Annotated in this window: 22 protein-coding genes; 10 read left to right on the forward strand and 12 right to left on the reverse strand. The window is 68.0% G+C overall.

The window, feature by feature from the left end; all coding sequences use genetic code 11:
- Positions 1–27: 27 nt before the first annotated feature.
- Both ASG62_RS18460 and ASG62_RS18465 read right to left on the reverse strand, forming a co-directional pair.
- Entirely contained in the window at positions 28–1044 is a 1017-nt protein-coding gene (locus ASG62_RS18460) for a DUF6976 family protein (protein WP_056697006.1), read from the reverse strand.
- Positions 1045–1055: 11 nt separating this feature from the next.
- Complete coding sequence (locus tag ASG62_RS18465; RefSeq protein ID WP_056697008.1) at positions 1056–1268, reverse strand: hypothetical protein; 213 nt, start codon at positions 1266–1268, stop codon at positions 1056–1058.
- A 350-nt stretch (positions 1269–1618) separates the two neighbouring features.
- On the opposite strand from ASG62_RS18465, the gene ASG62_RS18470 reads away from it, so the two are divergent.
- From ASG62_RS18470 to ASG62_RS18490, 6 genes are all read left to right on the forward strand, one after another.
- Positions 1619–3094, forward strand: coding sequence for a PAS domain S-box protein (locus ASG62_RS18470; protein ID WP_056697010.1), 1476 nt, complete (start codon positions 1619–1621; stop codon positions 3092–3094).
- Positions 3084–3695 (forward strand): response regulator FixJ, encoded by a 612-nt coding sequence (gene fixJ, locus ASG62_RS18475; RefSeq protein WP_056697012.1) that lies wholly within the window; start codon positions 3084–3086, stop codon positions 3693–3695. The genes ASG62_RS18470 and fixJ overlap by 11 nt, the downstream gene beginning before the upstream one ends.
- A gap of 114 nt (positions 3696–3809) precedes the next feature.
- Positions 3810–4247, forward strand: coding sequence for a response regulator (locus ASG62_RS18480; RefSeq protein WP_156382240.1), 438 nt, complete (start codon positions 3810–3812; stop codon positions 4245–4247).
- Between the two features lie 72 nt (positions 4248–4319).
- Entirely contained in the window at positions 4320–5015 is a 696-nt protein-coding gene (locus ASG62_RS18485) for a helix-turn-helix domain-containing protein (RefSeq protein ID WP_056697016.1), read from the forward strand.
- A 144-nt stretch (positions 5016–5159) separates the two neighbouring features.
- Positions 5160–5396, forward strand: a complete 237-nt coding sequence (locus ASG62_RS26700) for a hypothetical protein (protein WP_156382241.1) — start codon at positions 5160–5162, stop codon at positions 5394–5396.
- A 402-nt stretch (positions 5397–5798) separates the two neighbouring features.
- A complete protein-coding gene (locus ASG62_RS18490; protein WP_056697018.1) occupies positions 5799–7742 on the forward strand; it encodes a hypothetical protein in 1944 nt (647 codons plus the stop codon).
- 144 nt (positions 7743–7886) lie between these two features.
- Here ASG62_RS18490 and ASG62_RS18495 read toward each other — a convergent pair whose 3' ends face one another.
- From ASG62_RS18495 to ASG62_RS18525, 7 genes are all read right to left on the reverse strand, one after another.
- A complete protein-coding gene (locus ASG62_RS18495; RefSeq protein WP_056697021.1) occupies positions 7887–8093 on the reverse strand; it encodes a hypothetical protein in 207 nt (68 codons plus the stop codon).
- A 224-nt stretch (positions 8094–8317) separates the two neighbouring features.
- Positions 8318–8503 carry an SPOR domain-containing protein gene (locus ASG62_RS18500; protein WP_156382242.1) on the reverse strand — a complete coding sequence of 62 codons (186 nt, stop codon included), beginning with the start codon at positions 8501–8503 and terminating at the stop codon, positions 8318–8320.
- A 153-nt stretch (positions 8504–8656) separates the two neighbouring features.
- The gene (locus ASG62_RS26705) at positions 8657–9454 is read right to left on the reverse strand and encodes an ABC transporter permease (RefSeq protein WP_056697024.1); all 798 of its coding nucleotides are present in this window, start codon (positions 9452–9454) and stop codon (positions 8657–8659) included.
- 3 nt (positions 9455–9457) lie between these two features.
- Positions 9458–10633, reverse strand: coding sequence for an ABC transporter permease (locus ASG62_RS26710; protein WP_056697026.1), 1176 nt, complete (start codon positions 10631–10633; stop codon positions 9458–9460).
- On the reverse strand, positions 10630–11697 hold the full coding sequence (locus ASG62_RS18515; RefSeq protein ID WP_056697028.1) for an ABC transporter ATP-binding protein: 1068 nt from the start codon (positions 11695–11697) through the stop codon (positions 10630–10632). The genes ASG62_RS26710 and ASG62_RS18515 overlap by 4 nt, the downstream gene beginning before the upstream one ends.
- An 80-nt stretch (positions 11698–11777) precedes the next feature.
- Positions 11778–12827 carry an ABC transporter substrate-binding protein gene (locus tag ASG62_RS18520; RefSeq protein ID WP_056697029.1) on the reverse strand — a complete coding sequence of 350 codons (1050 nt, stop codon included), beginning with the start codon at positions 12825–12827 and terminating at the stop codon, positions 11778–11780.
- A 155-nt stretch (positions 12828–12982) separates the two neighbouring features.
- Positions 12983–13531, reverse strand: a complete 549-nt coding sequence (locus ASG62_RS18525) for a cupin domain-containing protein (RefSeq protein WP_056697032.1) — start codon at positions 13529–13531, stop codon at positions 12983–12985.
- A 230-nt stretch (positions 13532–13761) separates the two neighbouring features.
- Between ASG62_RS18525 and hisD the strand changes: the two genes are divergently transcribed.
- A complete protein-coding gene (gene hisD / locus ASG62_RS18530; protein WP_056697374.1) occupies positions 13762–15063 on the forward strand; it encodes a histidinol dehydrogenase in 1302 nt (433 codons plus the stop codon).
- A 4-nt stretch (positions 15064–15067) separates the two neighbouring features.
- Here hisD and ASG62_RS18535 read toward each other — a convergent pair whose 3' ends face one another.
- Genes ASG62_RS18535 through ASG62_RS18545 form a run of 3 tightly spaced genes read right to left on the reverse strand, consistent with a single transcriptional unit; the run spans position 15068 to position 19639 of the window.
- Positions 15068–18589, reverse strand: coding sequence for a molybdopterin cofactor-binding domain-containing protein (locus ASG62_RS18535; protein WP_056697033.1), 3522 nt, complete (start codon positions 18587–18589; stop codon positions 15068–15070).
- On the reverse strand, positions 18586–19119 hold the full coding sequence (locus ASG62_RS18540; protein WP_056697035.1) for a (2Fe-2S)-binding protein: 534 nt from the start codon (positions 19117–19119) through the stop codon (positions 18586–18588). The genes ASG62_RS18535 and ASG62_RS18540 overlap by 4 nt, the downstream gene beginning before the upstream one ends.
- Positions 19120–19153: 34 nt before the next feature.
- Positions 19154–19639, reverse strand: coding sequence for a MarR family winged helix-turn-helix transcriptional regulator (locus tag ASG62_RS18545; RefSeq protein WP_056697036.1), 486 nt, complete (start codon positions 19637–19639; stop codon positions 19154–19156).
- Positions 19640–20094: 455 nt separating this feature from the next.
- On the opposite strand from ASG62_RS18545, the gene ASG62_RS18550 reads away from it, so the two are divergent.
- Genes ASG62_RS18550 through ASG62_RS18560 form a run of 3 tightly spaced genes read left to right on the forward strand, consistent with a single transcriptional unit; the run spans position 20095 to position 22813 of the window.
- Complete coding sequence (locus ASG62_RS18550) at positions 20095–21246, forward strand: FAD-dependent monooxygenase (protein ID WP_056697038.1); 1152 nt, start codon at positions 20095–20097, stop codon at positions 21244–21246.
- On the forward strand, positions 21243–22061 hold the full coding sequence (locus ASG62_RS18555; protein WP_056697041.1) for an alpha/beta fold hydrolase: 819 nt from the start codon (positions 21243–21245) through the stop codon (positions 22059–22061). Before ASG62_RS18550 ends, ASG62_RS18555 begins: the two co-directional genes overlap by 4 nt.
- Positions 22058–22813 (forward strand): Asp/Glu racemase, encoded by a 756-nt coding sequence (locus ASG62_RS18560; protein ID WP_056697042.1) that lies wholly within the window; start codon positions 22058–22060, stop codon positions 22811–22813. Before ASG62_RS18555 ends, ASG62_RS18560 begins: the two co-directional genes overlap by 4 nt.
- Positions 22814–22821 lie beyond the last annotated feature (8 nt).

Here is a 22821-nt window from a genome sequence, read left to right on the forward strand (position 1 = left end):
CCGGTTCCTGCTTATCCCTCACAAGTTCTAGGCTGCCCGCAGACCGTGTCCGGCGCCTTCCGCCGTGTCGATCAGCAAGACCCTGGCCAAGGTCTGGTTCAGAAGGATGTAGGCGAACTCGCCGAACGTGACCGGGCCGACGAAGCCGCCCGCGCCGCCGCCCTCGAGGTCGGCATGCAGGTAGTTCAAGATGCAGTTGCACGACAACGCAGCGGATGCGGCCTTGCCCCCGGCGGCCAGATCGTAGGCCCCGGAACGGTCATGGAGCGGCTTGGCCAGCTTGTATTCGGTTCCGGCCGTCACCGGGGCATAGAACGCGACGTCACCCTTCACATGGTCGACCGACTGGAACGAGACGTTGACCATCGCCCCCGCATGGTCGGCGACCAGCGGAAGCCGCGTGTCGATGTTGTGGGTGCCGACATAGGTCGCGAAGTTGACGGACGTGCCGTTGACGAGGCAGTCGGTGACGCCGAAACCCGTCCGCGGAAACACGATGGTGTCGCCGTCCCCCTGGACGAACATGTTCACGATGTCGAGGTCGACGTCGGTGGTCTCCGAAATCCTGACCCACATCGTGGCAAGACCGTCCTCATGCGCGGTGCGGGTCGCGCCGTCGTAGACCTTCGGCGCGATCTGGCCGATCCGGTCGAGCGGGACGCCTGCCACCCAGCCGAAGACCGGCTGGTCGAAGAGGGCCGGAAGCGAGGGACCTTCGACGGCGTATCGCTCGTGGACGGAGCTGAAGGCCGGCGCGACGATGCACGCGAAACCCCTGTCGAAACGGCTCGTCACGAGGGCTTTCAGATCGTCGGCCGGAATGATCGAGGTTCGCACGTCGAGGGCCTCGTCGAACACCGTGCAGAACAGGCGGTCGTCGCGCGAGACGCCACCGTCCTCGGTCACGAAGTAGGCGGTCGTGCCGCCGATCCAACGCCCGGACGGGAGGGTCTCGAGCAGCTCCTCGGGTCCCGAGACGAACAGGGCGGCACCGGACGAGATCAGCGCGGCCGCTTCTTCAACGGCTAGGAAAAGGTTTTTCATCGTCGTCTTCCTCAGTTCAGTTGCAGGTCGCGTTGCGCGAAGTCGTTTTCCGCGACGAAGCGGTGCAGCTCGGACGTGGCTTGGCCGACGGTCATCGACTTGTTCTGGAGGGATTGCCTCAGGCGCGTGACGACCAGCCGGGTGGCGAGAGACTTGAGTTCGGGGTTTTTCGACCCGGTCAAGATCTGCCCCCAGAGCGGGTCGCTTTGAGGTTTCATTGCCATGTGTCTTGCTCCGTTGCTGATGGAGAAAGTAATCTCACATGAAACGATAAGGGAATATTTCGACATTCGAGCAAAGTTACCGGAGTAACATAAGTAGAAATACGCAGGGCAGCGTCGAGCGTCGCGAGATGGCGAGCGGGGCGACGAGGGCGCATCTCTGTCGCAGAGCCTTCACGCCCGTCCGCGTCGAGCTTGCTCCCCGGTCGTCCATGCCATAGCGTCCGCGGCCTCACCGATGGATGCGTTGAATGGAAAAGTCGCCGACTCCCCCCGTAGGCGCCGTCGGAAGCGGGAGGGATTCCGTGGCGCAGGCGGGAAGCGGGCCTCACGGCGATCCCGGTCGATGGGCGATGATCGCACAGTCGGTCGGCGACGCGATCATCGGCGAGACGCTCGACGGCGTCGTCACCGACTGGAACAGCGGCGCCGAAAGCATCTTCGGATACACCGCCGCCGAAGCGGCCGGCCGGCATATCTCGTTTCTGTTCCCGGAGGATGCCAAATCCGAGCCGGACACGATCCTCAACCGGATCCGGCTCGGCGAGAGAGTCGAACTCCACATTGCCAAGCGGCGCCGCAAGGACGGCCGCCTCATCGACGTGTCCCTGACGGACTCGCCCGTCTACGACGGGGCAGGCCGTCTCGTGGGGGCGGCGAAGGTTGCCAGGGACGTGACCGACTTCATGGGCTCGCAGGCGCGCCTGGAGGCCAGCGAGGCGCGCCTGAGGTCCGTCCTCGACACGGTGCCGGAGGCGATGATCCTGATCGATGAAGGCGGCGTCATCGAGTCGTTCAGCGCCACGGCTGAGGTGCTCTTCGGCTACACCGCAGAAGAGGCCATCGGCCGGAACGTCAGCACGCTCATGCCTGTCCCGCACGGAGAACGGCACGATGGATACATCCTTCGGTATCTCGCGACGGGCGAGCGCCGCATCATCGGCATCGGCCGGAAAGTGGAGGGACTGCGCCGCAACGGCTCGACGTTCCCGATGCAGCTGACGGTCGGCGAGCTCCGGGCCGGCGGCAGGCGCTACTTCACCGGGTTCGTCCAGGACCTGACGGAGCACGACGAGGCCCAGCGACGGTTGGGGCAGTTGCAGGACGAGCTCGTCCATATGTCCCGCCTGACGGCGCTCGGGGAGATGGCGACGACGCTGGCGCACGAGCTGAACCAGCCGCTGACCGCCACGGCGAACTATTTGAACGGAGCCCGCCGCCTTCTCGCCAACGTCACGCCCGAGCGCCTGGACATGGTTCGCGAGGCCATCGAACAGGCCGCCGGCCAAGTGCTGCGCGGCGGCGAGATCATCCGGCGCCTGCGCGAGTTCGTGGCGCGGGGCGAGACGAACAGGCAGCCGGAAGACCTTCAGACCCTCGTGCAGGAGGCCTGTGCCCTCGGTCTGGTGGGCGCAGGCGAAAGCGGCGTGGAGATCAGGTACAACCTCGACCCGAAGGCCGACGTCGTGCTTGCGGACCGTGTCCAGATCCAGCAGGTGTTGCTGAACCTCGTGCGCAATGGCATCGAGGCCATGCAGGACGTACCGTTCAAGCGGCTGACCGTCGGCACTCGGCGCATCGACCGGGCGACGGTGGAGGTGTCCGTCGCAGACACGGGAACGGGCATCGTGCCGGAGATCGCCGCCAAGCTGTTTCAGCCGTTCGTCACGTCCAAGACGAGGGGCCTGGGGGTGGGCCTGTCGATCTCCCGCACCATCGTCGAGGCGCATGGCGGGCACCTCTGGGCGGAACCCGTGGCAACTGGAGGAACGACGTTCCGCATGACGCTGGTGACGGTACAGGACGGGGAGGGCGACGATGGCAAGTGACGGGATCGTCCATGTGATCGACGACGACGACGAGGTCCGCCGCTCGCTGGTGTTCCTTCTGTCGACGGCCGATTTCGCGGTCCGGGCCTATCCGTCGGCGCTCGCCTTCCTCGACAAGCTCGAAGGAATGCAGCCCGGATGCGTCGTCACCGACGTCCGGATGCCGGGAATGAGCGGAACCGAATTGCAGCGACGCCTCAAGGTCGTGGCGCCCGACCTGCCCGTCGTCGTGATCACGGGGCACGGCGACGTCGCCTTGGCCGTGGAGGCGATGAAGGCGGGTGCCGTGGACTTCATCGAGAAGCCGTTCCACGACGAGGCGTTGATCGGTGCCGTCTCCGCTGCCTTCAAGCGCCGGACTCAGACGGTCGACCGGGCGGGAGAGGCGATCGCCGCGGCCGAGGATCTGGCGCAGCTGTCGCCCCGCGAGCGGCAGGTTCTCGAAGGGCTTCTCAAGGGCCACGCGAACAAGACGATGGCACACGACCTCGGCATCAGCCATCGGACGATCGAAGTGCATCGCGCCAACGTCATGTCGAAGCTCGGCGCAACGAGCCTGGCCGATCTCGTCAGGAAGGCGCTTGTGGCCAACGGCCTCTAGCGATCCGTCAGTCCTCCTTGGATTTGCGGTTTGTCAATGCGGTCGGGCGCAAGGTTCGAGTATGCCGTGATCTCCGAAGGTGGCCACGGCGGCCGCAACGCCCCGGAGCGTCGCATGTTCGAAAACAGGGAGATCGTGCTCGTCGCGGATGGGGACGCCGCCGTTCGCCAGTCCGTCAAGTTCGCTCTCGAGCTGGAAGGGCTGACCGTCGGCACCTGCGCCAGCGGCGAGGAACTTCTCGGCCACCCGGACCTCGACCGGGCATCCTGTCTCGTCTTCGATCATCACATGCCCGACCGGGACGGCCTCGCGATCGCGGACCTGCTCACCGAGCGCGGCGTCCGGGCATCGAGGGTCCTGACGACACAGACGAGCTCGGTGCAGCTCCGTCGGGAAGCGGCCAAGCGCCATGTCGCCCGCGTCCTCGAGAAGCCGCTGCTCGGCGACGTCCTCGCAAGGGCCATCCGGGACGCCGTCGCATGCGGTCGCGGCCGGGCCCCCGACACGGAGCCGGGCTGCGTCACGGCCATGCTCCTCCGTACGACTACGTAGTGGACTGACCGAATTACGCGGGCGCGGGAGCCGGGCTACTCCAGGGCATCGGTTCACGAAGGGATCTGCCCGATGTCCGCACCTTCGCTTCACGCATCGTTCGAGCTTCTGGCCTCGGCTTCAAACGCTGCACGCGTTTCGCGCGAGGCGGGTGGTCAGCCTCTGGCCGGACACGTCGTCGAGTTCGCTCAGGATGCCCGGATCTACGACGAAGGCGAGGCGACGCGATCGTTCTACAAGGTTGTCGGCGGCATGGTGCGCACCTGCAAGTACCGCTCCGACGGTCGCCGGCAGATCGACGGGTTCCACGAGGAGGGGGACGTCTTCGGCCTGGAGCCCGGCACGACATACAGCCTGACCGCAGAGGCGGTGTCGGGCTGCACGCTCGTCGCCTACAAGTGGCGCGGCCTGGAGGCCGCCTGCGGCGACGGGGAGCGTTCCGCCCTGGTTTTCGGGTTCGCTCTGACGTCGCTCCAACGTACCCGGGACCACGCGCTCCTCCTCGGCGGCGCCACCGCTGCCCAAAAGGTCGCAACGTTTCTCGTCGAGATGGCCGAACGGCGGCAAACCGACGGAGCGGTCGACCTCGTCATGTGCCGACAGGACATCGCGGACTATCTGGGTCTCACCATCGAAACGGTCTCCCGCACGCTGTCCCAGTTCGAGCGCAAGGGCCTCATTGCGCTCCCGAGCTCCCGGCACGTCGTCATGCGCGACCCCCGTGGGCTGGGAGAGCACTGCCACGGAACGGCTTCTGCCAGCGCATGAGCTTTGTCCGGCGGTCAGGCCGAGCGTTTCATCCGTGTTGGACGACGATGGCGAAGTTCTTTCCCCGATGTCGGATCTTGATCCGCCCGAGGCTCCATGACGTAAGTGGAGATGCCGATCATGGCTCCAAGGGGGGATCATCAGATGTATCGAGCGACCGTTACGCTTGCGCTTGGCGTGCTTCTACTGGCCGGTTGTCAATCGAGCGACGGACAGCAAAGTCGCATCGCGACGACGATGCCTGTGGTGGCTGACATGGCTCCGAACGAGACGCAGCTTTACGATGACGGAAAATGTGGTCCCGGCGAGATCGCTCGCTACCACAAGCGCGGCAAGAATGCCGGTCTGAGTCGGTCGTGCGTGGAAGCGCCGGCCCGGTAATGCCATCGGCCGTCGATGTCTTTCGGGGCACCGGCGGCTTTCATTGTTCGGGGCCGGTGTTGCCGTGCAAATGTCGCCTTCGCCGCCGGATGTTATTCCTACCAGCCCGTTAAGTGGGTCGATCCCTGGTCTTCGCATCGGCCGGGGGCCATGGCTCACGCGACCGCCCTCGGCTCTCGGTCGATCCCATCGAGACGAAGGCGAGACGACCTATCTGGCCTCGACCTTCCCGGTTCCCCATCGCAGGGACGGCCGACCCCGTCATGCGCGAAGCGGTCGAGCCTTGTTGGGAACGCTCTTGGCTGCCATCACCGATTCGACGGACGGTGGAGCGGTCGGCGCTCTTGTTGGATAAATCGGAGACGGGCACTGGACGAGACGCGAAGGAGGCTCATCGTCGGTTTGGGTGCAGCGGCGGCGGCGGGCACGTCGGTCGGGACGCTGGCGGCGAGCGTGGAGCATGCGTTCGGCCTGCCGCCGGGCGCCGGCGGGGATGGCGCTGTCCCTGTCCGCCGTGCGGCCGCGTGGGGCACGAGCGCGACCAATGTCAAGGAAACCGCGGGCTCCACGCAGAGCGCCTATCTCGCCCGCGATCCGATCTGGCTGACCTCTCCGGTTAAGGCCGGCGAGGAGATCGAATTCGCCTATCCGCTTTGGACGAACGAACGGATCTCCGGCGTCTGCCAGGAGGTATTGATCGAGGAGGCGAACGATTTCCAGTTCGCCATGGAGTATCCGTTCACCGACAGCGCGACGGTCTCGGCCGATCTCGGCCGGCGCATCGAAGGCAAGGCCAACGGCCGGAAGACCTATAGCTACGTGCCGGGGCAGGGCTCCGACATCATGATGGTGTTCAAGGTCACGGCACCCGCCGACATTCCGGCGGGCGTGCCGGTGGGCGTTCTCCTGCTGCAGGACAATGTCGCCGGCCGTACGGGCGCGGTCGTGAACAAGCGCATCGCGCGCATATGCGGGAGCAGCACCTTCATGGGCCGCAAGGGCGGCAGCTACAACGTCGCCAGTGGCACGGGCGGCGCGCTGGGTGCCGATCTGACCATGACGCGCACGGCGTTCACCGCGAACTCCCCGCTCCAGACGGGGTCCGCCGGCGGCCTCATGCTGCCCGGCGCGGTGCGGATCGCGGTGCCATCGACCACGTCGTCCGTCTATGTCGACGACAACTCGATCGGTCAGGGCTCGAACGAGGGCGCGGGAGAGAGCAGCGCCGCAGGCATCGACTATGGCGACGTGGGCGGCGACGCCTACGGCAATACCGGCTATGCCATGCGCACGTGCCAAAAGCTCGGGATCGGCGGCACGAACGGCTCGCGCGGCGCCGACAGCATTTCCAACCATCTGTCTGCCGGCTTCTCGCGGCGTCTGGCCTTCGCGGCCTGGTGCGGTGCGACCAGCTACATCGGCATGAACATGCACAACGACGCGCTGAACCAGGCTCCGGCGCAGGCCTGGGCTCCCGGCGCGACCTATGCTCCGGACGACGTCGTGATCTCGGGCGGCCGCGGCTATCTCTGCCTCGCCGCCGGCTCCGGCACCGTCGCCCCTGCGGGCACGGCCCTGTCCGGCATCGCCTCCGGCACGGCGCAGTGGGGCTATCTCGACGAGGTCGACATCACGGCCGGCAAGGCCTCGTCGCTCGGCATCACCTATCTCGGCAAGATCTCGGCATATGTCCGCGCGATCAAGGCGGCGATCCCGGGCGTCAATGTCGTCATGCCGACGAGCACGCCGGATGCCACCTCCGCGGTCGTCGCCTCGGCCTATGCCTACGACGCGACCAGCGGCGAGCTGCGGGCGACGATCGACGCGGCGACGATCGCGCAGCTGAAGGTCGGCGATCTCATCCGCATCCAGCTGGCCGCGCCCTCGGACGCCAAGGTTGGAACCCGAGGCGTTACCAACTGGCCGATCATCCGCATCGAAGGTGACGACGTCGTCATCCAGCGGGCGGCCGGCCTGCCCGCGCCGACCAGCGAGACGGCCACCGTCGTCACGGGCTGGACGCGTCCGGACTTCCAGACGCCGAATGCGGGGTTCACGGCGGGAAATTCCATCCGCTCCGTCACGCACCGCTATCTGCGGCGGGCGCCTTCGGTCGCGATCCCGATCGACGGGGTCATGGACCTTGCCCGCGTCACCGAAAGCGGGAATCCCGTCACGCTCGAGACGGAAACGGGCGTGTTTGCGAGCTTTCCCGCCGATGGCGCCCCGCTTGCCTTCGCCATTTCCAGCGACGGCGGGCATCTGACGTCGCTCGGAAACGACGTCGCGGCCGCGGGGCTTGCCGCCGATGCTGCGCTGGCGGCGATCCTGCGGCGGACAGCTTGAAGCGGTTGGCGACCGCGTTGCATCACCGTCATCGCCGGTCCGGCTCCCGCTTCGCGGTGGGTGATAATGGAAAGGCGCAGGGTCGCTCGTCGGTTGCGACGCGGCGGCATCGCGCTCGCCTCGGAGGTCGCCGCCGACTGCAGATCAAATCGTGACGTCGTCGCTGAGGGTGCTGACGAAGTCCGCATCCTTTTGGCGCTTCAGATAGCCGCCGGCTTCGAGCCCCTGGATGATGACGACGCGCATGGCGGCATAGCGCGATTCCAGGCCCCGCTCCTTCGCCACGACGTCCAGCGCATCGGCGACCTGATGGCTCGTATAGTGGTCCTGCCGGAAGTCTGAAGGGTCCATGGTCGTTCTCTACGGCTGCTCAATAATGACAGCTTAGCATCTGTGACCTTCGACTGTCGAAACGAATTCTTGGAGTGGCATTTCCACATGAAAGAACGGCTGCGCGGGGCGGAGTGTTCTTCGATTGCGGACTGTGAAGTGAAGGGGTGCCCGTGCAGACGGGCGGCGCGGTCAGCGAAGTCCTTCGTCCTCGAAGACGGCACTGCGCTGCGTAGAGGTCGTGATTACCGAAACCGCAGGGTGTCTGCTTCGGGGCTATAGTAGGAGGCGGCAAGGCGGCTCAGATAGGCGTCGGCCTCGTTCGAAGTTCCGAACGGCATCGACGGGCTCTGCATCTTTTCCCGCCCGGCGGAGGGGAAGGCGGTCGAGAGCTTGGCGAGAAGCGAGCGGGCGTCGGCGGGTGCGGTCATGCCATGGATCATAGAGCGCGTGGGATGGCTGCGCGATGTCATCCTGAATTAAGCGTTAACGGCAGCGGCCCGGCCGAGAGGGCATCCCTCGCTTCGCCGGAAGCCTCTCCGTTTTCCATCCGGCCGCATCGCAAGGCCTGCAGCGCCGAAAGGTCAGGGGACGGCTGCCGCGTTCGGCTTCTTCGGGCTGCGTCGCTGAAGGAGGGCGGCGAGCGCGGCGAGGAGGAGGGTTCCGACGATCAGAAGGAAGGCGGCGGCGGCGACGGTCGGGGAGATGTTCTCGCGGATGGAGGAGAACATCTGGCGGGCCAGCGTGCGCTGGTTGGGACCGGCCACGAAGAGCGTGAGCACGACCTCGTCGAGCGAGGTCGCGAAGGCGAAGACGGCGCCGGTGACGATGCCCGGCATGGCCAGCGGCAGGGTCACACGGCGAAAGACGGTCGCGGGCGGCGCGCCGAGGCTGGCGGCCGCCTGCTCGGTCCGCCGGTCGATGGCGTCGAGCGCGGTCGAAACGCTGACGATCACGAAGGGCACGCAGAGCACCGTGTGGGCCAGGATGACGCCGGTATAGGAATTGGCGAGGCCGAGTCGGACGAGGGCGATCTGCAGGCCGACCCCGAGCACCACGGCCGGCACCACCATCGGCAGAAGGAAGACGGTGCGCAGGAGGTTGGAGAAGGGAACCCGTCCACCCTTCAGGCCGAGGGCCGCCGCCGTTCCGAGGACGACGGACAGGAGTGTCGCCGCCGTTCCGATGACGAGACTGTTCACGATCGAAAGCCGCCATGCGTCGGCGCTGGCCAATTCCCCGAACCAGCGCAGCGATACCGAGGGAATGGGATAGTTGAGAAAGATGCTCGACGTGAAGGCGAGCGGCAGGATCGCCACGAGCGGCAGCAGCAGGAAGGCCATGACCGCGATGCCGAAGACGAGTTGGATCGGGCGCAGCATGGGTCAGGCCCCCAGGGGCGAGCCGGCGCGCGAAAGCCGGCCGTAGATCAGGTAGAGGATGGTGGTGACGGTGAGGAGGATCAGCCCGAGGGCGCCCGCCATGCCCCAATTGGCCGTCTGCAGCGAATAGAAGGCGATGATCGACGAGATCATCTGGTCGTTCGGCCCGCCGACCAGAGCCGGCGTGATGTAGTAGCCGATGGCCACCATGAAGACGAGCAGCGAGCCCGCGAGGATGCCCGGAACGGTCAAGGGCAGGAGAACGCGCCAGAAGGCCCGGAGCGGGCTGGCGCCCATGGAGGCGGCCGCCGGCATCAGGGTCTTCGGAATGGTCGAGAGCACGCTGTAGATCGGAAGGACCATGAAGGGCAGGAGCACATGCGTCATCGCCACCACGACGCCGGCCCGGTTGAAGATGAGGGGCAGGGGCCCCGCGATCCAGCCGAGATCGACAAGGGTTCGGTTGATGATGCCCTGGTCCTGGAGAAGGATGAACCATGCGGCCGTGCGCACGAGAAGCGAGGTCCAGAGCGGCAGGAGCACGGCGAGAAGGAGAGCGTTTCGCCTCCAACCCGTGCTGGCCGCGAGGAGCATCGCATAGGGTAGGCCGATGGCGAGGCAGACGAGGGTGATCGTGCCCGCGATCACGAAGGTGCGCCCGATGATCAGGCGGTTCGCCGATGACGTGGCGGGGAGGGAGGCGATGCTGCCGGCCGCATCGCGCTGAAGATCGACGGCGGCGAGGAGGTTGCGGTCCGTGTAGGCCGAAGTCGCGTTCTTGATGGCGAGCCAGAAGCGCGGGTCGCTCCAGCGTGGATCGACGTCCCGGAGCGGCGGCGGCGACGCCTCGGACTTCGCGGCGGTGGTCGTCTTCGAGATCAGCGTGCGAAACCCGTTCACCTCGCCGTTCAGCCGGCGGACGGCCGGGCCGAGGCTTGCTGCGGGCCCCGTGCGAAGATCCGCCAGGAGCGCGGCCTCGATCTGCGGGCCGGGCTCGCCCTCGCCGTTCCAGTCCTGAATGGCGACCGTCGTCTGGGGCAGGGCGGCGGACACCGCGTCGTCCCGCACCGCGACCGAGACCATCGTCCAGAGCGGCCAGAGAAAGAAGACCGCCAGAAACAGTAGGAGCGGCGCGACGAGCGCCAGGGCCTTCAGGCGGGAGGCGGCGCCCATGCTCATGCGGAAAAGACCGAGCAGTCTTCCGGCGCGAAGGACAGCGTCGCGCCGGCACCGAGCGTCGGCGTGACGTCGCGGCGGTCGGCGCGCGCGACGATGCGCTGGGAACCGACGTCGAGATGAAGGCGCAGATGGTCGCCCTGGTAGACGACGTCCTGCACGATGGCGGCCTGCGCGTTTGGCCCGTCGCCGCCGGGCGCGCCGACGCGGATGCGCTCGGGCCGAATCGACACGACGACGGCTTCGCCGACGGCGCCGGCCGTCGGAGCCGCCGCTTCGATGGTCAGGCCCTGTCCGAGATCGACGCGGATCGTTCGTTCGGATCGTGCGACGACCTTGCCCTCCAGGAGATTGGTCTCGCCGATGAACTGCGAGACGAAGCGGTTCGCGGGACGGTCGTAGACCTCTGCGGCGCTTCCGATCTGGGCGATGCGGCCCTTGTCGAAGATGGCGATGCGATCGGACATGGTCAGCGCCTCGCCCTGGTCGTGCGTGACGAAGACGATGGTGAGGCCGAGCCGGCGGTGCAGCGCCCGGATCTCCAGCTGCATTTCCTCGCGAAGCTGCTTGTCGAGCGCGCCGAGCGGCTCGTCCATCAGGACGACCTTGGGCTCGAACACGAGCGCGCGGGTCAGCGCCACGCGCTGCTGCTGTCCGCCCGACAGTTGCGAGGGCTTGCGGTCCGCCAGATGCGCGAGCTGCACGCGCTCCAGCGCCTTGGCGACCCGCTCGTCCCGCTCGGCGCGTCCGACCTTCCGCATGTCCAGCGGGAAGGCGACGTTCTCGGCGACCGTCATATGGGGAAAGAGCGCATAGTTCTGGAAGACGACGCCCATGCCGCGCTTGTGCGGCGGAAGTCCCTGGATGCGCTGGCCTTCGAGAAGGATGGTGCCCGACGTCGTGGTCTCGAAGCCGGCCAGCATCATGAGCGTGGTGGTCTTGCCGGAACCGGAGGGGCCGAGCAGAGACAGAAACTCTCCCTTGCCCACCACCAGTTCCAGATTTTCGATCACCCGTATCGGACCATAGGCTTTCGACACCTGCTGAAACTGGATGAAAGGTGTCATCGATCCGTCCGTTGGAGGTCTCCGGTGGAGGAACCCGGCCGCTTCGGCCGCCGGGTCGCCCCTCGTCTTTCGCTTCAGGCCTACTGTGCGACCCAGGCGTTGAAGCGTGTCGTCAGCGCCTCGACATTGTCCACCCAGAAATCGCCGTCCAGGGGAATGGAAACGTCGAGATTGGCCGGCGCGGTCGGCAGCTGCGCCGCCACGTCCGGCTTCAGCATCGCGCCCGCTTCCTTGTTGGGCAAGCCGTAGGCGATGAAGTCCGGCAGTTTCGACTGGTTCTCCGGCAGGCTGGCGAACTGGATGAAGTCGAAGGCCGCCTCCTTGTTCGGCGAGCCCTTCAGGACGACCCAGCTGTCGATCGCGTAGATTGAGCCGGGCCAGACGATCTGGAAGTTCTTGCCCTCCGACTTGTTGATGCCGGCGAGACGGCCGTTATAGGCCGAGGTCATCACGACCTCGCCGGAGGCGAGCAGCTGGATCGGCTGGGCGCCGGATTCCCACCAGACGAGATCCTTCTTGATCGTGTCGAGCTTGGCGAAGGCGCGGTCGACGCCCTCCGGCGTCGCCAGCGTCGTGTAGACGTCCTTCGGCGCGACACCATCGGCGATCAGGGCGAATTCGAGCGCGTATTTCGGGCCCTTGCGAAGCGCCCGCTTGCCCGGAAACTTGGCGGTGTCGAAGAAGTCGGCCCAGCTCGCCGGCGGGGTCTTGAGCTTGTCGGCGTCGTAGCTGAGACCCGTCGTCCAGACGATGGCGCCGACGCCGCATTCGTTGACGGCGGAGGGAATGAACTTGTCCTCGCCGCCGAGCTTGGCCCAGTCGACCGGCTCGTAGAGCCCGTCGGCGCAGCCGAGCGCCAGTTCCTCGGTCTCCACCTGGACGACGTCCCAGTTCGGCGTTCCGGCCTGGAGCTTGGCCGCCAGCACGCCGTAGCCGCCGTCCCAGGACTCGTCGAGCAGCGGCTTGGCCGACTTGGCCGCGAAGGGCTGGAAGTAGATCTGCCGCTGCGCGTCCTGATAGTTGCCGCCCCATGAGACCACGGTGAGGTCGCGGGCAAGAACCGGTTGGCTCGCCAGAAGCGATCCGACCAAGAGGGCACCGATCGTCGTCCACCGTCCCGTCGCGCGCATCGCACTCTCCTCTTCGTCATCTTAAGGGAAGGAGACTGAAGCACAAAAAATGCAGTCCGCAGAGCTATTCGACCGCCTGTTGAAGATAATCGACGTTTGCGATGCACTCTGCGGGTCAGGCTGCGCAAGGCGGGATCAGACGACGAGCGCCGACCCTAATAGGTGGGAGGCGTGATCGCGCTGATGAGCTCGGCCGGCGAGTCCGTCGGATTGCGGAAGCGGTGGGGCGTCTGGCTGTCGAAGTAGTAGGCGTCGCCCGCAACCAGAAGCCGGGTTTCCTCGCCCACCGTCACCTCGACGGAGCCCTTCGTGACGACGCCGGCCTCCTGCGCCGTGTGGGAGAAGGCCTGACCGGTATCGGAGCCGGGCGTGTAGGTTTCGCACAGGAGCAGGAGATGCCGGTTCGGGTGGTTGATGCCGACCATGCGGTAGGAAATGCCGTCGGCGCGTCCGATCTCCGCAAGCTCGTCCGCCCGGTAGAAGGGCGAAAACGGCGTGGTCGCCTCGATCTCGGAGAAGAAGCCGGTCAGCGTCGATCCCATCGCCTCCAGAATGGCGCTCAGCGTATCGAGCGAGGGACTGAGACGATCGCGCTCCAGAAGCGAGATCGTGGAATGGGAGATGCCCGAGCGGATGGCCAGTTGCCGCGCGGACAGCTGGCGCCGACGCCTCAGCTCCTGGATCTTCAAGCCGATCGCCGCCATGGAACGCTCCTCCTCCGGATGGGGCCGACGCCCGATCGTCGGCGAGCGGCGATCCCGGTCATCGATCCGCGGCGCCGCAGACCGGTGTCCGACTTGTTTGCACCGCCGTCGCCGCGTGGTGAGTATATCGACCAGTTCGGGTCCTTGTCATTGTGAAGTCGAGACGAGTTTGCGAGCTTCGACGCGATCGGTCGCGGGAACGGTCGATCATGTCCCGGCTGGAGATATCGATGACGACCGCCAATGCAGTGCAGAGCCTTCGCGTGCAGCACCTCAAGGCTCCCGAACGCGATGTCGCGGACGAGAACGCGATCGAGGCCACCGTCAAGGAGATCGTGGCCGCGGTGCGCGAAGAGGGCGACACGGCGCTGACGCGCTACGGCGCGCTCTACGACAAGCTCGACATCTCCGTCTTCGAAGTGTCGCTGGCCGATCGCGACCGGGCCGTGGCGTCGCTCGATCCGCAGACGCGGGAGGACACGCTGTTTGCGATTGCCAACGTCACGGCCTTCGCCGAGGCGCAGCTGGCGACGATCCTGCCGCTCGACGTCGAGCTTCTGCCGGGCGTGCATCTGGGGCACCGGGTCATTCCGATCGGGCGCATCGGAGCCTATGTGCCGGGCGGCCGCTATCCGCTTCTCTCCGCGCCGGTGATGACCATCGTGCCCGCCAAGGTCGCCGGCGTCGGCGAGATCATCGCCTGCCTGCCGCCCGGCGCGCACGAGGCGATGGTCGCCGGATGTCATCTGGCCGGCGCCGATCGCATCTTCCGGATCGGCGGCGCCCAGGCCATCGCCGCCATGGCCTACGGGACGGCCCAGATCCCGGCCGTCGACAAGATCGTCGGGCCGGGCAACGCCTATGTGAACGAGGCGAAGCGCCAGGTCTTCGGACAGGTCGGCATCGACCAGCTCGCGGGGCCGAGCGAGATCTACATCCTGGCGGATTCATCGGGCGATGCGGAGACGATCGCGACGGACCTGCTCGCGCAGGCCGAGCACGACGTGCGCACGCGCGTCGGTCTCATCACCACCGACCGGGCGCTGGGGGAGGCCGTCATCGCGGAGGTCGGCCGGCAGCTCGAACATCTGCCGACCGCGCCGGTGGCCGGGATCGCCTGGGATCGCTTCGGCGAGGTGGTCCTGTGCGAGGACGAAGCTGCCATGATCGCCTATTCCGATCACATCGCCGCCGAGCATCTGCAGGTCCATACGCTCGACCCGCACGCGACAGCCGCCAAGCTGTCCAACTACGGGTCGCTGTTCATCGGCACGATGGCGAGCGTCGTCTATTCCGACAAATGCTGCGGCACGAACCACACGCTGCCGACGATGGGAGCGGGGCGCTACACCGGCGGCCTCTGGGTCGGCTCCTACGTGAAGGTCGCCACGCACCAATGGCTCGACGAGCGCGGCGTGGCCGCCGTCGCGCCCGCGGCCGTTCGGCAGAGCGCCAGCGAGGGTCTGGAAGGCCATCGCCGAGCCGCCGCGCTCCGCCTCGAGCGCGGACAGGCTTCATCCCGAGATCGGTGAGGGCCTACCGCCCGCCCGTCGAAACGGCCGTCGAAACGGCGGTCCAGGGCGCCTTGTCCGGCGCGAAGCGGGCCCGGAGATAGCGCACCAGCGAGGCCGTGGAGGCATCGTCGAGGGTTCCCGCGAAGGCGGGCATGGCCATGGCCTGCGCATCGAGGCCGAAGGGCACGGGAATGCCGAGGCGGATGGCCTGGATCGTGTTGGTCGGTTCGGCAGCGTGGAGAGCGGTGTTGAGGGCGAGCGGCGTCAGCTCGCTATCGTCGCCGTGGCAGGAGGCGCAGGCGCCCTCGAAGATGCGCGCGCCGATCGGCTCGGCGGCGGCGGCGCTCGAAGCCGTCGCGTCCGCGGCGATGATGACAGTGGCGCTGTCGGCTGACGGCGCGGGCTTCGCGGTGAGACTGCCGAGATAGGTGGCCATGGCCAGGATGTCGGCATCGGGCAGGTCGCGGAACGATTCGACGACATGGGCCATGGGGCCGGCGGCCGCGCCGTGGTCAGCCGAGCGTCCGGTGCGCAGGTAGTCGTAGAAGGCGTCTTGCGTCCACGCGACCGGCGCGACGGAAAGAGAGGTCAGGGCCGGCGCGTCCCAGCCGTCGGCATGACCGCCGGCCAGATGGGCCTCGCCGGTCTTCTCCGCGCCCAGCGCGTTGCGCGGGGAGTGGCAGGCCGAGCAATGGCCGAGACCTTCCACGAGTTCGGCGCCTCGGTTCCAGACGGCGCTCTTCGCCGGGTCAGCCAGGGCAGGCGAGGTCGAGAGGAATAGGGCGTTCCAGCCTGCCATGAGCGGGCGAAAGCCGAAGGGGAAGCGAAGGCTCGTCTCGGGGACCTTCGCGGCGGAGGGTGCCGCTGCCATGAGATAGGCATAGAGCGCCTGCAGGTCGCGTTCGCTCGTCCCTGCGAAGGACGTGTAGGGATGGGCGGGATAGAGGAAATGCCCGTCGCGCGAGACGCCCTGGCGCATCGCGCGCTCGAAGGCCGGATAGGTCCAGGCCCCGATCCCGGCCTCGGCATCCGGGGTGATGTTGGTGGCGTAGACCGTGCCGAAGGGCGTCTCCAGCGCCCGGCCGCCCGCGAAGGGCGTTCCGTCCGATCCGATGTGGCAGACGTTGCAGGCGCCGGCGGCGGCGGCCAGACGGCCCCGCTCGATCGTCGCGGAGGAGAAGAGGTCGGCCGCCGGGCGCTCCGCCGGCGCGATCGGCGGGCGCCAGGGCAGGACCGCGGCGCCGGCCGCCAGCAGGCCGGCGAAGACGCCCGCGACCGATCCGAACCAGCGGCGGCGTTTCGCGGCGCGCGGCGCGGGGGCGCGTTCCGGCGGCGGCGGCGGGTGCGCCAGCGGGTTCAAGGCCGCGCGCACGCGCTCCGGGGTGAGCGGTAGCTCGCGGAAGCGCACGCCGGTCGCGTCGAAGATCGCGTTGGCGATGGCGGCGGCGCTCGGCACGGAGGCGGATTCGCCCGCGCCGAGCGGCGGCTCGTCCGGGCGCTCCATCAGGAGAACGTCGACCTCGGGAACATCGGGAAAGCGCAGGATGGGATAGGCGCCCCATTCGAGGCTCGCCACCCCGGTCTGCGAGAAGCGGACCTCCTCCTTGAGCACGCGGCTCGTGGACTGGATGACGTTGCCGTGGATCTGGTGGCGCACGCCGTTCGGGTTCACCATCTCGCCGGTGTCCTGGCCGCAGGTGACGCGCGTCACCGCGATCTCGCCGGTCGCCTTGTTCACGGCCACGTCCGCGACCCAGGCGGCCCAGGCGGCGGCCGTGCCGGGAAACTTGCCGTGGACATAGACGGCATAGGCGAAGCCGCGCCCGTAGAGAATGTCGCCCTCGCCGCCATGGGTGAAGGGCGCCGTGTGCGGCACCCAGGCGGCGCGCTCGGCGACCGCGCGCACCAGATCCACCGCGCGCGGGTCCGTCAGGTAGCGCAGGCGGTATTCGATCGGATCGACCTTCGCGGCGGTCGCCAGCTCGTCGATGAAGGATTCGTGCGCGAAGGTATTCGGCATGGCCGAGACGCCGCGGAACCAGGAGGCCCGCGCGATCGGCGGCATGTCGTGGACGGTGACGCGCAGGTTCGGGAAGGCATAGGGCGGGATCGCCGTGCGGTCGCCCATCTCGGCGATGGCGGCGACGGGCGCGAGCTTGCCGGTGAGGATCAGCGGCAGGGTCGGCGCGAGGTTGGACGGATAGCGCGTCTCGAAATCGTAGAGCGCGGGGCCGCCCTCCCGGTCGAGCCCGCCGCGCACGTCGACGACCTGCGCGGCGCCCTTCGGCTCCCAGGCATGTTCCTGCTCGCGCGTCAGCTGGACGCGAACGGGCGCGCCGACGGCACGCGACAGGAGGGCGGCGTCGGCCGTGACGTCGTCGGCGCAGTTGCGGCCGTAGCACCCGGCCGCCTCCAGCCGCTCCACGGTGATCCGCTCTTCCGGCATGTCGAGCAGCCGGGACAGATCGGTGCGCATGGGAAACGGGTTCTGCGTGCCCGACCAGACCGTCAGCGTCTCCTCGCGCCAGTCCGCGACGGCGCAGGACGGGCCGATCGAGCCGTGCATCTGATAGGGCCAGACGTAAGTCCGCTCCATCGTCTCGGCCGCCCCATCGAAGGCCCCGTCGGCATCGCCCCGGTCGGCCAGTGTCCGGGCGCTGGACGGGTTGGCGCGCAGCGCCTCTTCAGGCGCGTTGAGGTCCGGGATCAATGGGGCAGGGCGCCAGGCCACGCGAAGCCGCTTCATCGCCTCGACGGCATCCTCCTCCCGAACCGCGACGACGCCGACGAAATCGCCGATCGCGACGACGGCGACGCGGCCGGGGATCTCGGCGACCGAGGCCTCGTCGACCGCGATGAGGCTCGTTCCCACATGCGGTCCGGCGTCGAAGCCGGCATAGGGCGGCCGCACGACGCGCCCGTGCAGCATGCCGGGAACGCGCACGTCATGGACATAGGTGAAGCTGCCGCTCGCCTTGGCGGCGATGTCGGTGCGCGCCTGCGGGCGGCCGACGATCGTGTAGCTCGAACGCGGTTTGAGCGGCGCCTGCGGGTCGAGCGCGAGGCGGAGCGAGCGTCCCGCCACGAGATCGCCGAAGGGGACGAAGGCATTGGCCGCGCCTTCGCCGGACACACGCACCACGCCGGCCTCGGCGACGAGATCGCCGGCGGGGCGGCCGAGCCGGGCGGCGGCCTCATCGAGAAGGAAGCGCCGGGCCGTCGCCGCGGCGGCGCGCAGCGGTATGGCGGCGACCTGGATCGTCTCGCTCGCGATCGTCGCGCCCTGGTTCGGGGCGACCGAGGTCGAGCCGAGAACGAGGCTCACGGCCTCGAAGGACACGCACAGTTCCTCCGCTACGATCTGGGCGAGCGAGGTGCGGATGCCGGTGCCGAGATCGACATGGCCGTTGAAGGCGGTGACGCGGCCATCGGCATGGATGGCGATGAAGAGCTCGTCCATCCCGGCTGAGCTGGAGCGCGTGACGATCAGCGCGTCGGGATCGGCGAGGTGCTCGGCGGCGGTGCGGTCCTTCGGGACGGTCATGCTTCGCCTCCATCGTCGTCGCGCGCGTCCCGCGGGGGTGCTCCATCCGGCGGGGGCGCCGCCTCGGCTGCGGCCGCCCGGACGGCGGCGAGGATTTCCAGATGCGTGCCGCAGCGGCAGAGATGGTGGCGCAGCGCCGCGCGGATCGCCGCCTCGTCCGGATCCGGATCGCGGCGCAGGAGCGCGACGGCAGCGATGATCATGCCGTTCAAACAATACCCGCATTGCGCGGCCTGCAGGCGCACGAAGGCGGCCTGGACGGGATGAGGCTCCCCACCCCGAGCAAGCCCCTCCAGGGTGGTGACGGCGCGGCCGGCGAGCGCGCCGACCGGCACGGTGCAGGACCGCATCGACCGGTCGCCGACGAGCACGGCGCAGGCGCCGCATTCGCCGAGGCCGCAGCCGAATTTCGGCCCGTTCAGGGCGAGATCGTTGCGCAGGATGTAGAGGAGCGGCGTCGCCGGATCGGCCGTGACGGTCTCGCTGCGACCGTTGACGCGGATCTCGATCTCGGCCGCCCGCTTCAGCATGGTGCCGTCCCCCGGCCGCCGGCTTGTTTCGTCGTCAGTCCGCCCTGTCCTGCTCCAGCATGCGCTGCAGCGTGTAGAGGAGCGCGGTGCGCTCGCCGGGATTGAGGGCGCCGAAGGTCGCCTCGGTGATCTCCTCGGCGCAGGGGATCATGCGGTCCAGAAGGTCCGAGCCCTCCGGCGTCAGCGTGTTGATCACCTTGCGCGCGTCGCCCGGGTCCTTCGACAGGACGATGAGCCGGCGCGCCTTCAGCCGGTCGACGATGCCCCGGATGGTCGCCTGATCGACGCCGGTCGCCTTGACCAGCTCGCCTTGCGACTGCGGCCCGCCGTCGCGCAGCGCGCAGAGCGTCGCGAACTGGACGCTGGTGAGCTGCGGATCGCAGGCCTTGGCCTGGAAGATGGCGAGATGTCGCTGATAGGCGCGGCGCAGGAGATAGCCGACCTGATCGGAGAACGTGTAGGCCGGTCCGCCCTCGTCGTTTCGGGTCTCGCCGGGCGGCGCTGACGGTGAGGCAGGCATCGAAACGGGCTCTCTGATGGTCGCCGGGGAAGGGAACGCCGGAGCGCCGCGAGACGCCGGACGGCCCGCTTGCCCTTGTCGCAAGCCGGCCCGGAAATGCAAGTCCGGCGCGGCGCGGCACGGCCGGTCCAGCGTCCCTTCCCGGGGCGGGACGAGGCTCGGGCCGTTCCACGGACCGCTTGCCGGGGGGCGCTGAAGCTGAAAGGGCCGTCATGGGCAAGGCTCGGCGGCTGGCGGGGCTATATGTAGCGTAAGCGCTGATAATGAGGATTTCGGTTGGTCTGTCAAACTGAGCAAGATCGCGCCATCATGCTCTTAATTCGAGCGTCTCTGTCGGAAAATAAGCGTTGCAATCTCGGAAAATGCGTCCAAGAATAGTGATGACGCTATAAATGGCTTGCCGGACCCGGGCCTCGTCCCGGCCGCGGCGGCCACGCCCGCAAGAGGTCCGATCCATGTCCCAATCCCCTCGCATCGCCATCGTCGGCGCAGGGCTCGGCGGCGCCTGCGCCGCGTCCCTCATCCAGAAGGCCGGGTTCCAGGTCGACGTCTTCGAGCAGGCGCCGGAATTCTCGCGCTTGGGCGCCGGCATCCATATGGGGCCGAACGTCATGAAGATCTTCCGCCGCATGGGGATCGAGCAGGCGGTCGCCGATCTCGGCTCCAAGCCCGACTTCTGGATGAGCCGCGACGGCGAGACGGGCGAGTATCTCTCGCGCATTCCCCTCGGCGATTTCGCCGTTCGCGAATACGGCGCGCCCTATGTCACCATCCATCGCGGCGATCTCCACGCGCTGCAGATCGCGGCTCTCGACCCCGGCACGCTTCATTTCGACAAGCGCCTGACCGCGATCGAGGACGACGGCGCGGGCGTCGATCTCTCCTTCGCCGACGGGACGCGCCACCGCGCCGACATCGTGATCGGGGCGGACGGCATCAACTCGCGGCTGCGCGAGGTCCTGCTCGGACCGGAGAAGCCGAACTACAGCGGCTGGGTCGCCCATCGCGCGCTGATCCGCGGCGAGGACCTCACGCGCTACGGCTTCGACTTCGAGCCCTGCGTGAAGTGGTGGACCACGGACCGCCACATGATGGTCTATTACACGACGGCCAGTCGCGACGAATACTACTTCGTCACGGGCGTTCCCCATCCCGCCTGGGATTTCGACGGGGCGTCGGTGCCCTCCAGCCAGGAGGAAATGCGCGAGGCCTTCGCCGGCTATCACCCGGAGGTCCAGGCGCTGATCTCCTCCACGACCGAAATCTCCAAGTGGCCGCTGCTCAACCGCAGCCCCCTGCCGCTCTGGAGCCGGGGCCGGGTGGTCCTGCTCGGCGATTCCTGCCATCCGATGAAGCCGCACATGGCGCAGGGCGCGGCCATGGCGATCGAGGACGGCGCGATGCTGGCGCGCTGCCTTGCCGAAACCGGGCTGTCCGACCACGCCACCGCCTTCAGCCTCTACGAAGCCAACCGCCGCGAGCGGGCCTCGCGCGTCCAGGCGGTCTCCAACGCCAACACCTGGCTTCGCACGCAGGAGGACCCCGCCTGGGTCTTCGGCTACGACGTTTACGCCGAACCGCTGCGTGCGGCGGAGGAGGCGGCATGAGCGTGACCCCGACCGGCCATAACGTCGCCGCCAACGGCATCCGCCAGCATGTCCTGCGCTATCGCGGCCCCGGCGCGCCGCTGGTCCTCGTGCCCGGCATCACCAGCCCCGCCATCACCTGGGGCTTCGTCGCCGAACGCCTCGCCCAGGAGTTCGACACCTATGTCGTCGACGTGCGCGGGCGGGGCCTCTCCTCGACGGGGCCGGATCTCGACTACGGGCTCGACGCCATGGCGGACGATCTCTCCGGCCTGATCGCAGCGCTCGGTCTGGACGACGCGACGGTGCTCGGCCATTCGATGGGCGCGCGCGTCGCGATCCGCGCGGCAACGCGCCGGCCGGCCGGCATGGGCCGTCTCGTGCTGGTCGATCCGCCGGTCTCGGGGCCGGGGCGCCGGGCCTATCCCTCGAAACTGCCCTGGTATGTCGATTCCATCCGTCTCGCCGCCGCCGGCATGGACGCCGAAGCCATGCGCGCCTTCTGCCCGACCTGGACCGACGAGCAGCGCGCCCTGCGCGCCGAATGGCTGCACACCTGCTACGAGCCGGCGATCGTGACGGCCTTCGAGGCCTTCCACACCGACGATATCCATCAGGATCTGCCCGCGCTTTCCGTGCCGGCGGTGCTGATGGTCGCGGGGCGCGGCGGCGTGATCGAGCCCGCCGACGAGGCGGAGATCGCCGAGCTGAACCCGGCCATCCGCATCGCGCGGGTTCCGAACGCCGGCCACATGATCCCCTGGGACGATTTCGACGGCTTCTTCCGGGCGCTCGACGAGCTTCTGGGAACACGCTTCGAGGGAGCGCGCGCATGACGACCAAGACCTTCCGCATCGGCCAGATCGTGCCGAGCTCCAACGTTACGATGGAGACCGAGATCCCGGCGATGCTGGCCGCGCGCCAGCTCATCCGGCCCGAGCGCTTCACCTTCCACTCCGCCCGCATGCGCATGAAGCATGTGACGAAGGAGGAACTCGCGGCCATGGACGGGCAGTCCGACCGCTGCGCGCTGGAGCTTTCGGACGCGCGCGTGGACGTGCTCGGCTATGCCTGCCTCGTCGCCATCATGTCGATGGGCCACGGCTACCACCGCGAAAGCCAGGCTCGGCTGCAGGCGGTGACGGCCGAGAACAAGGCGCCGGCGCCGGTCGTCACCAGCGCGGGCGCGCTCGTCGAGGCGCTTGCCGTGATGAAGGCCAAGCGCATCGCGCTCGTCGCTCCCTACATGAAGCCGCTGACGAAGATGGTCATCGACTATATCGAGGCCGAAGGGTTCGAGGTCGTCTCGCATGCCGCTCTTGAGATTTCCGACAACCTGAAGGTCGCCGCGCACGATCCGGCGAACCTGCCGGGTATCGTCGGGGGGCTCGACACGTCCGGCGCCGACGTCATCGTCCTGTCGGCCTGCGTGCAGATGCCCTCGCTCGCGAGCGTTCCCCTCGTGGAGGCGCTGACCGGCAAGCCGGTGATCACCGCGGCCATCGCCACGACCTACCAGATGCTGAAGGCGCTCGAACTCGATCCCGTCGTGCCGGGAGGCGGCGCGCTTCTCTCCGGCGCCTACTGAAGGAACCC

This window comes from Aureimonas sp. Leaf427 (assembly GCF_001425485.1).
In the GTDB taxonomy this organism is placed as follows: Bacteria; Pseudomonadota; Alphaproteobacteria; order Rhizobiales; family Rhizobiaceae; genus Plantimonas.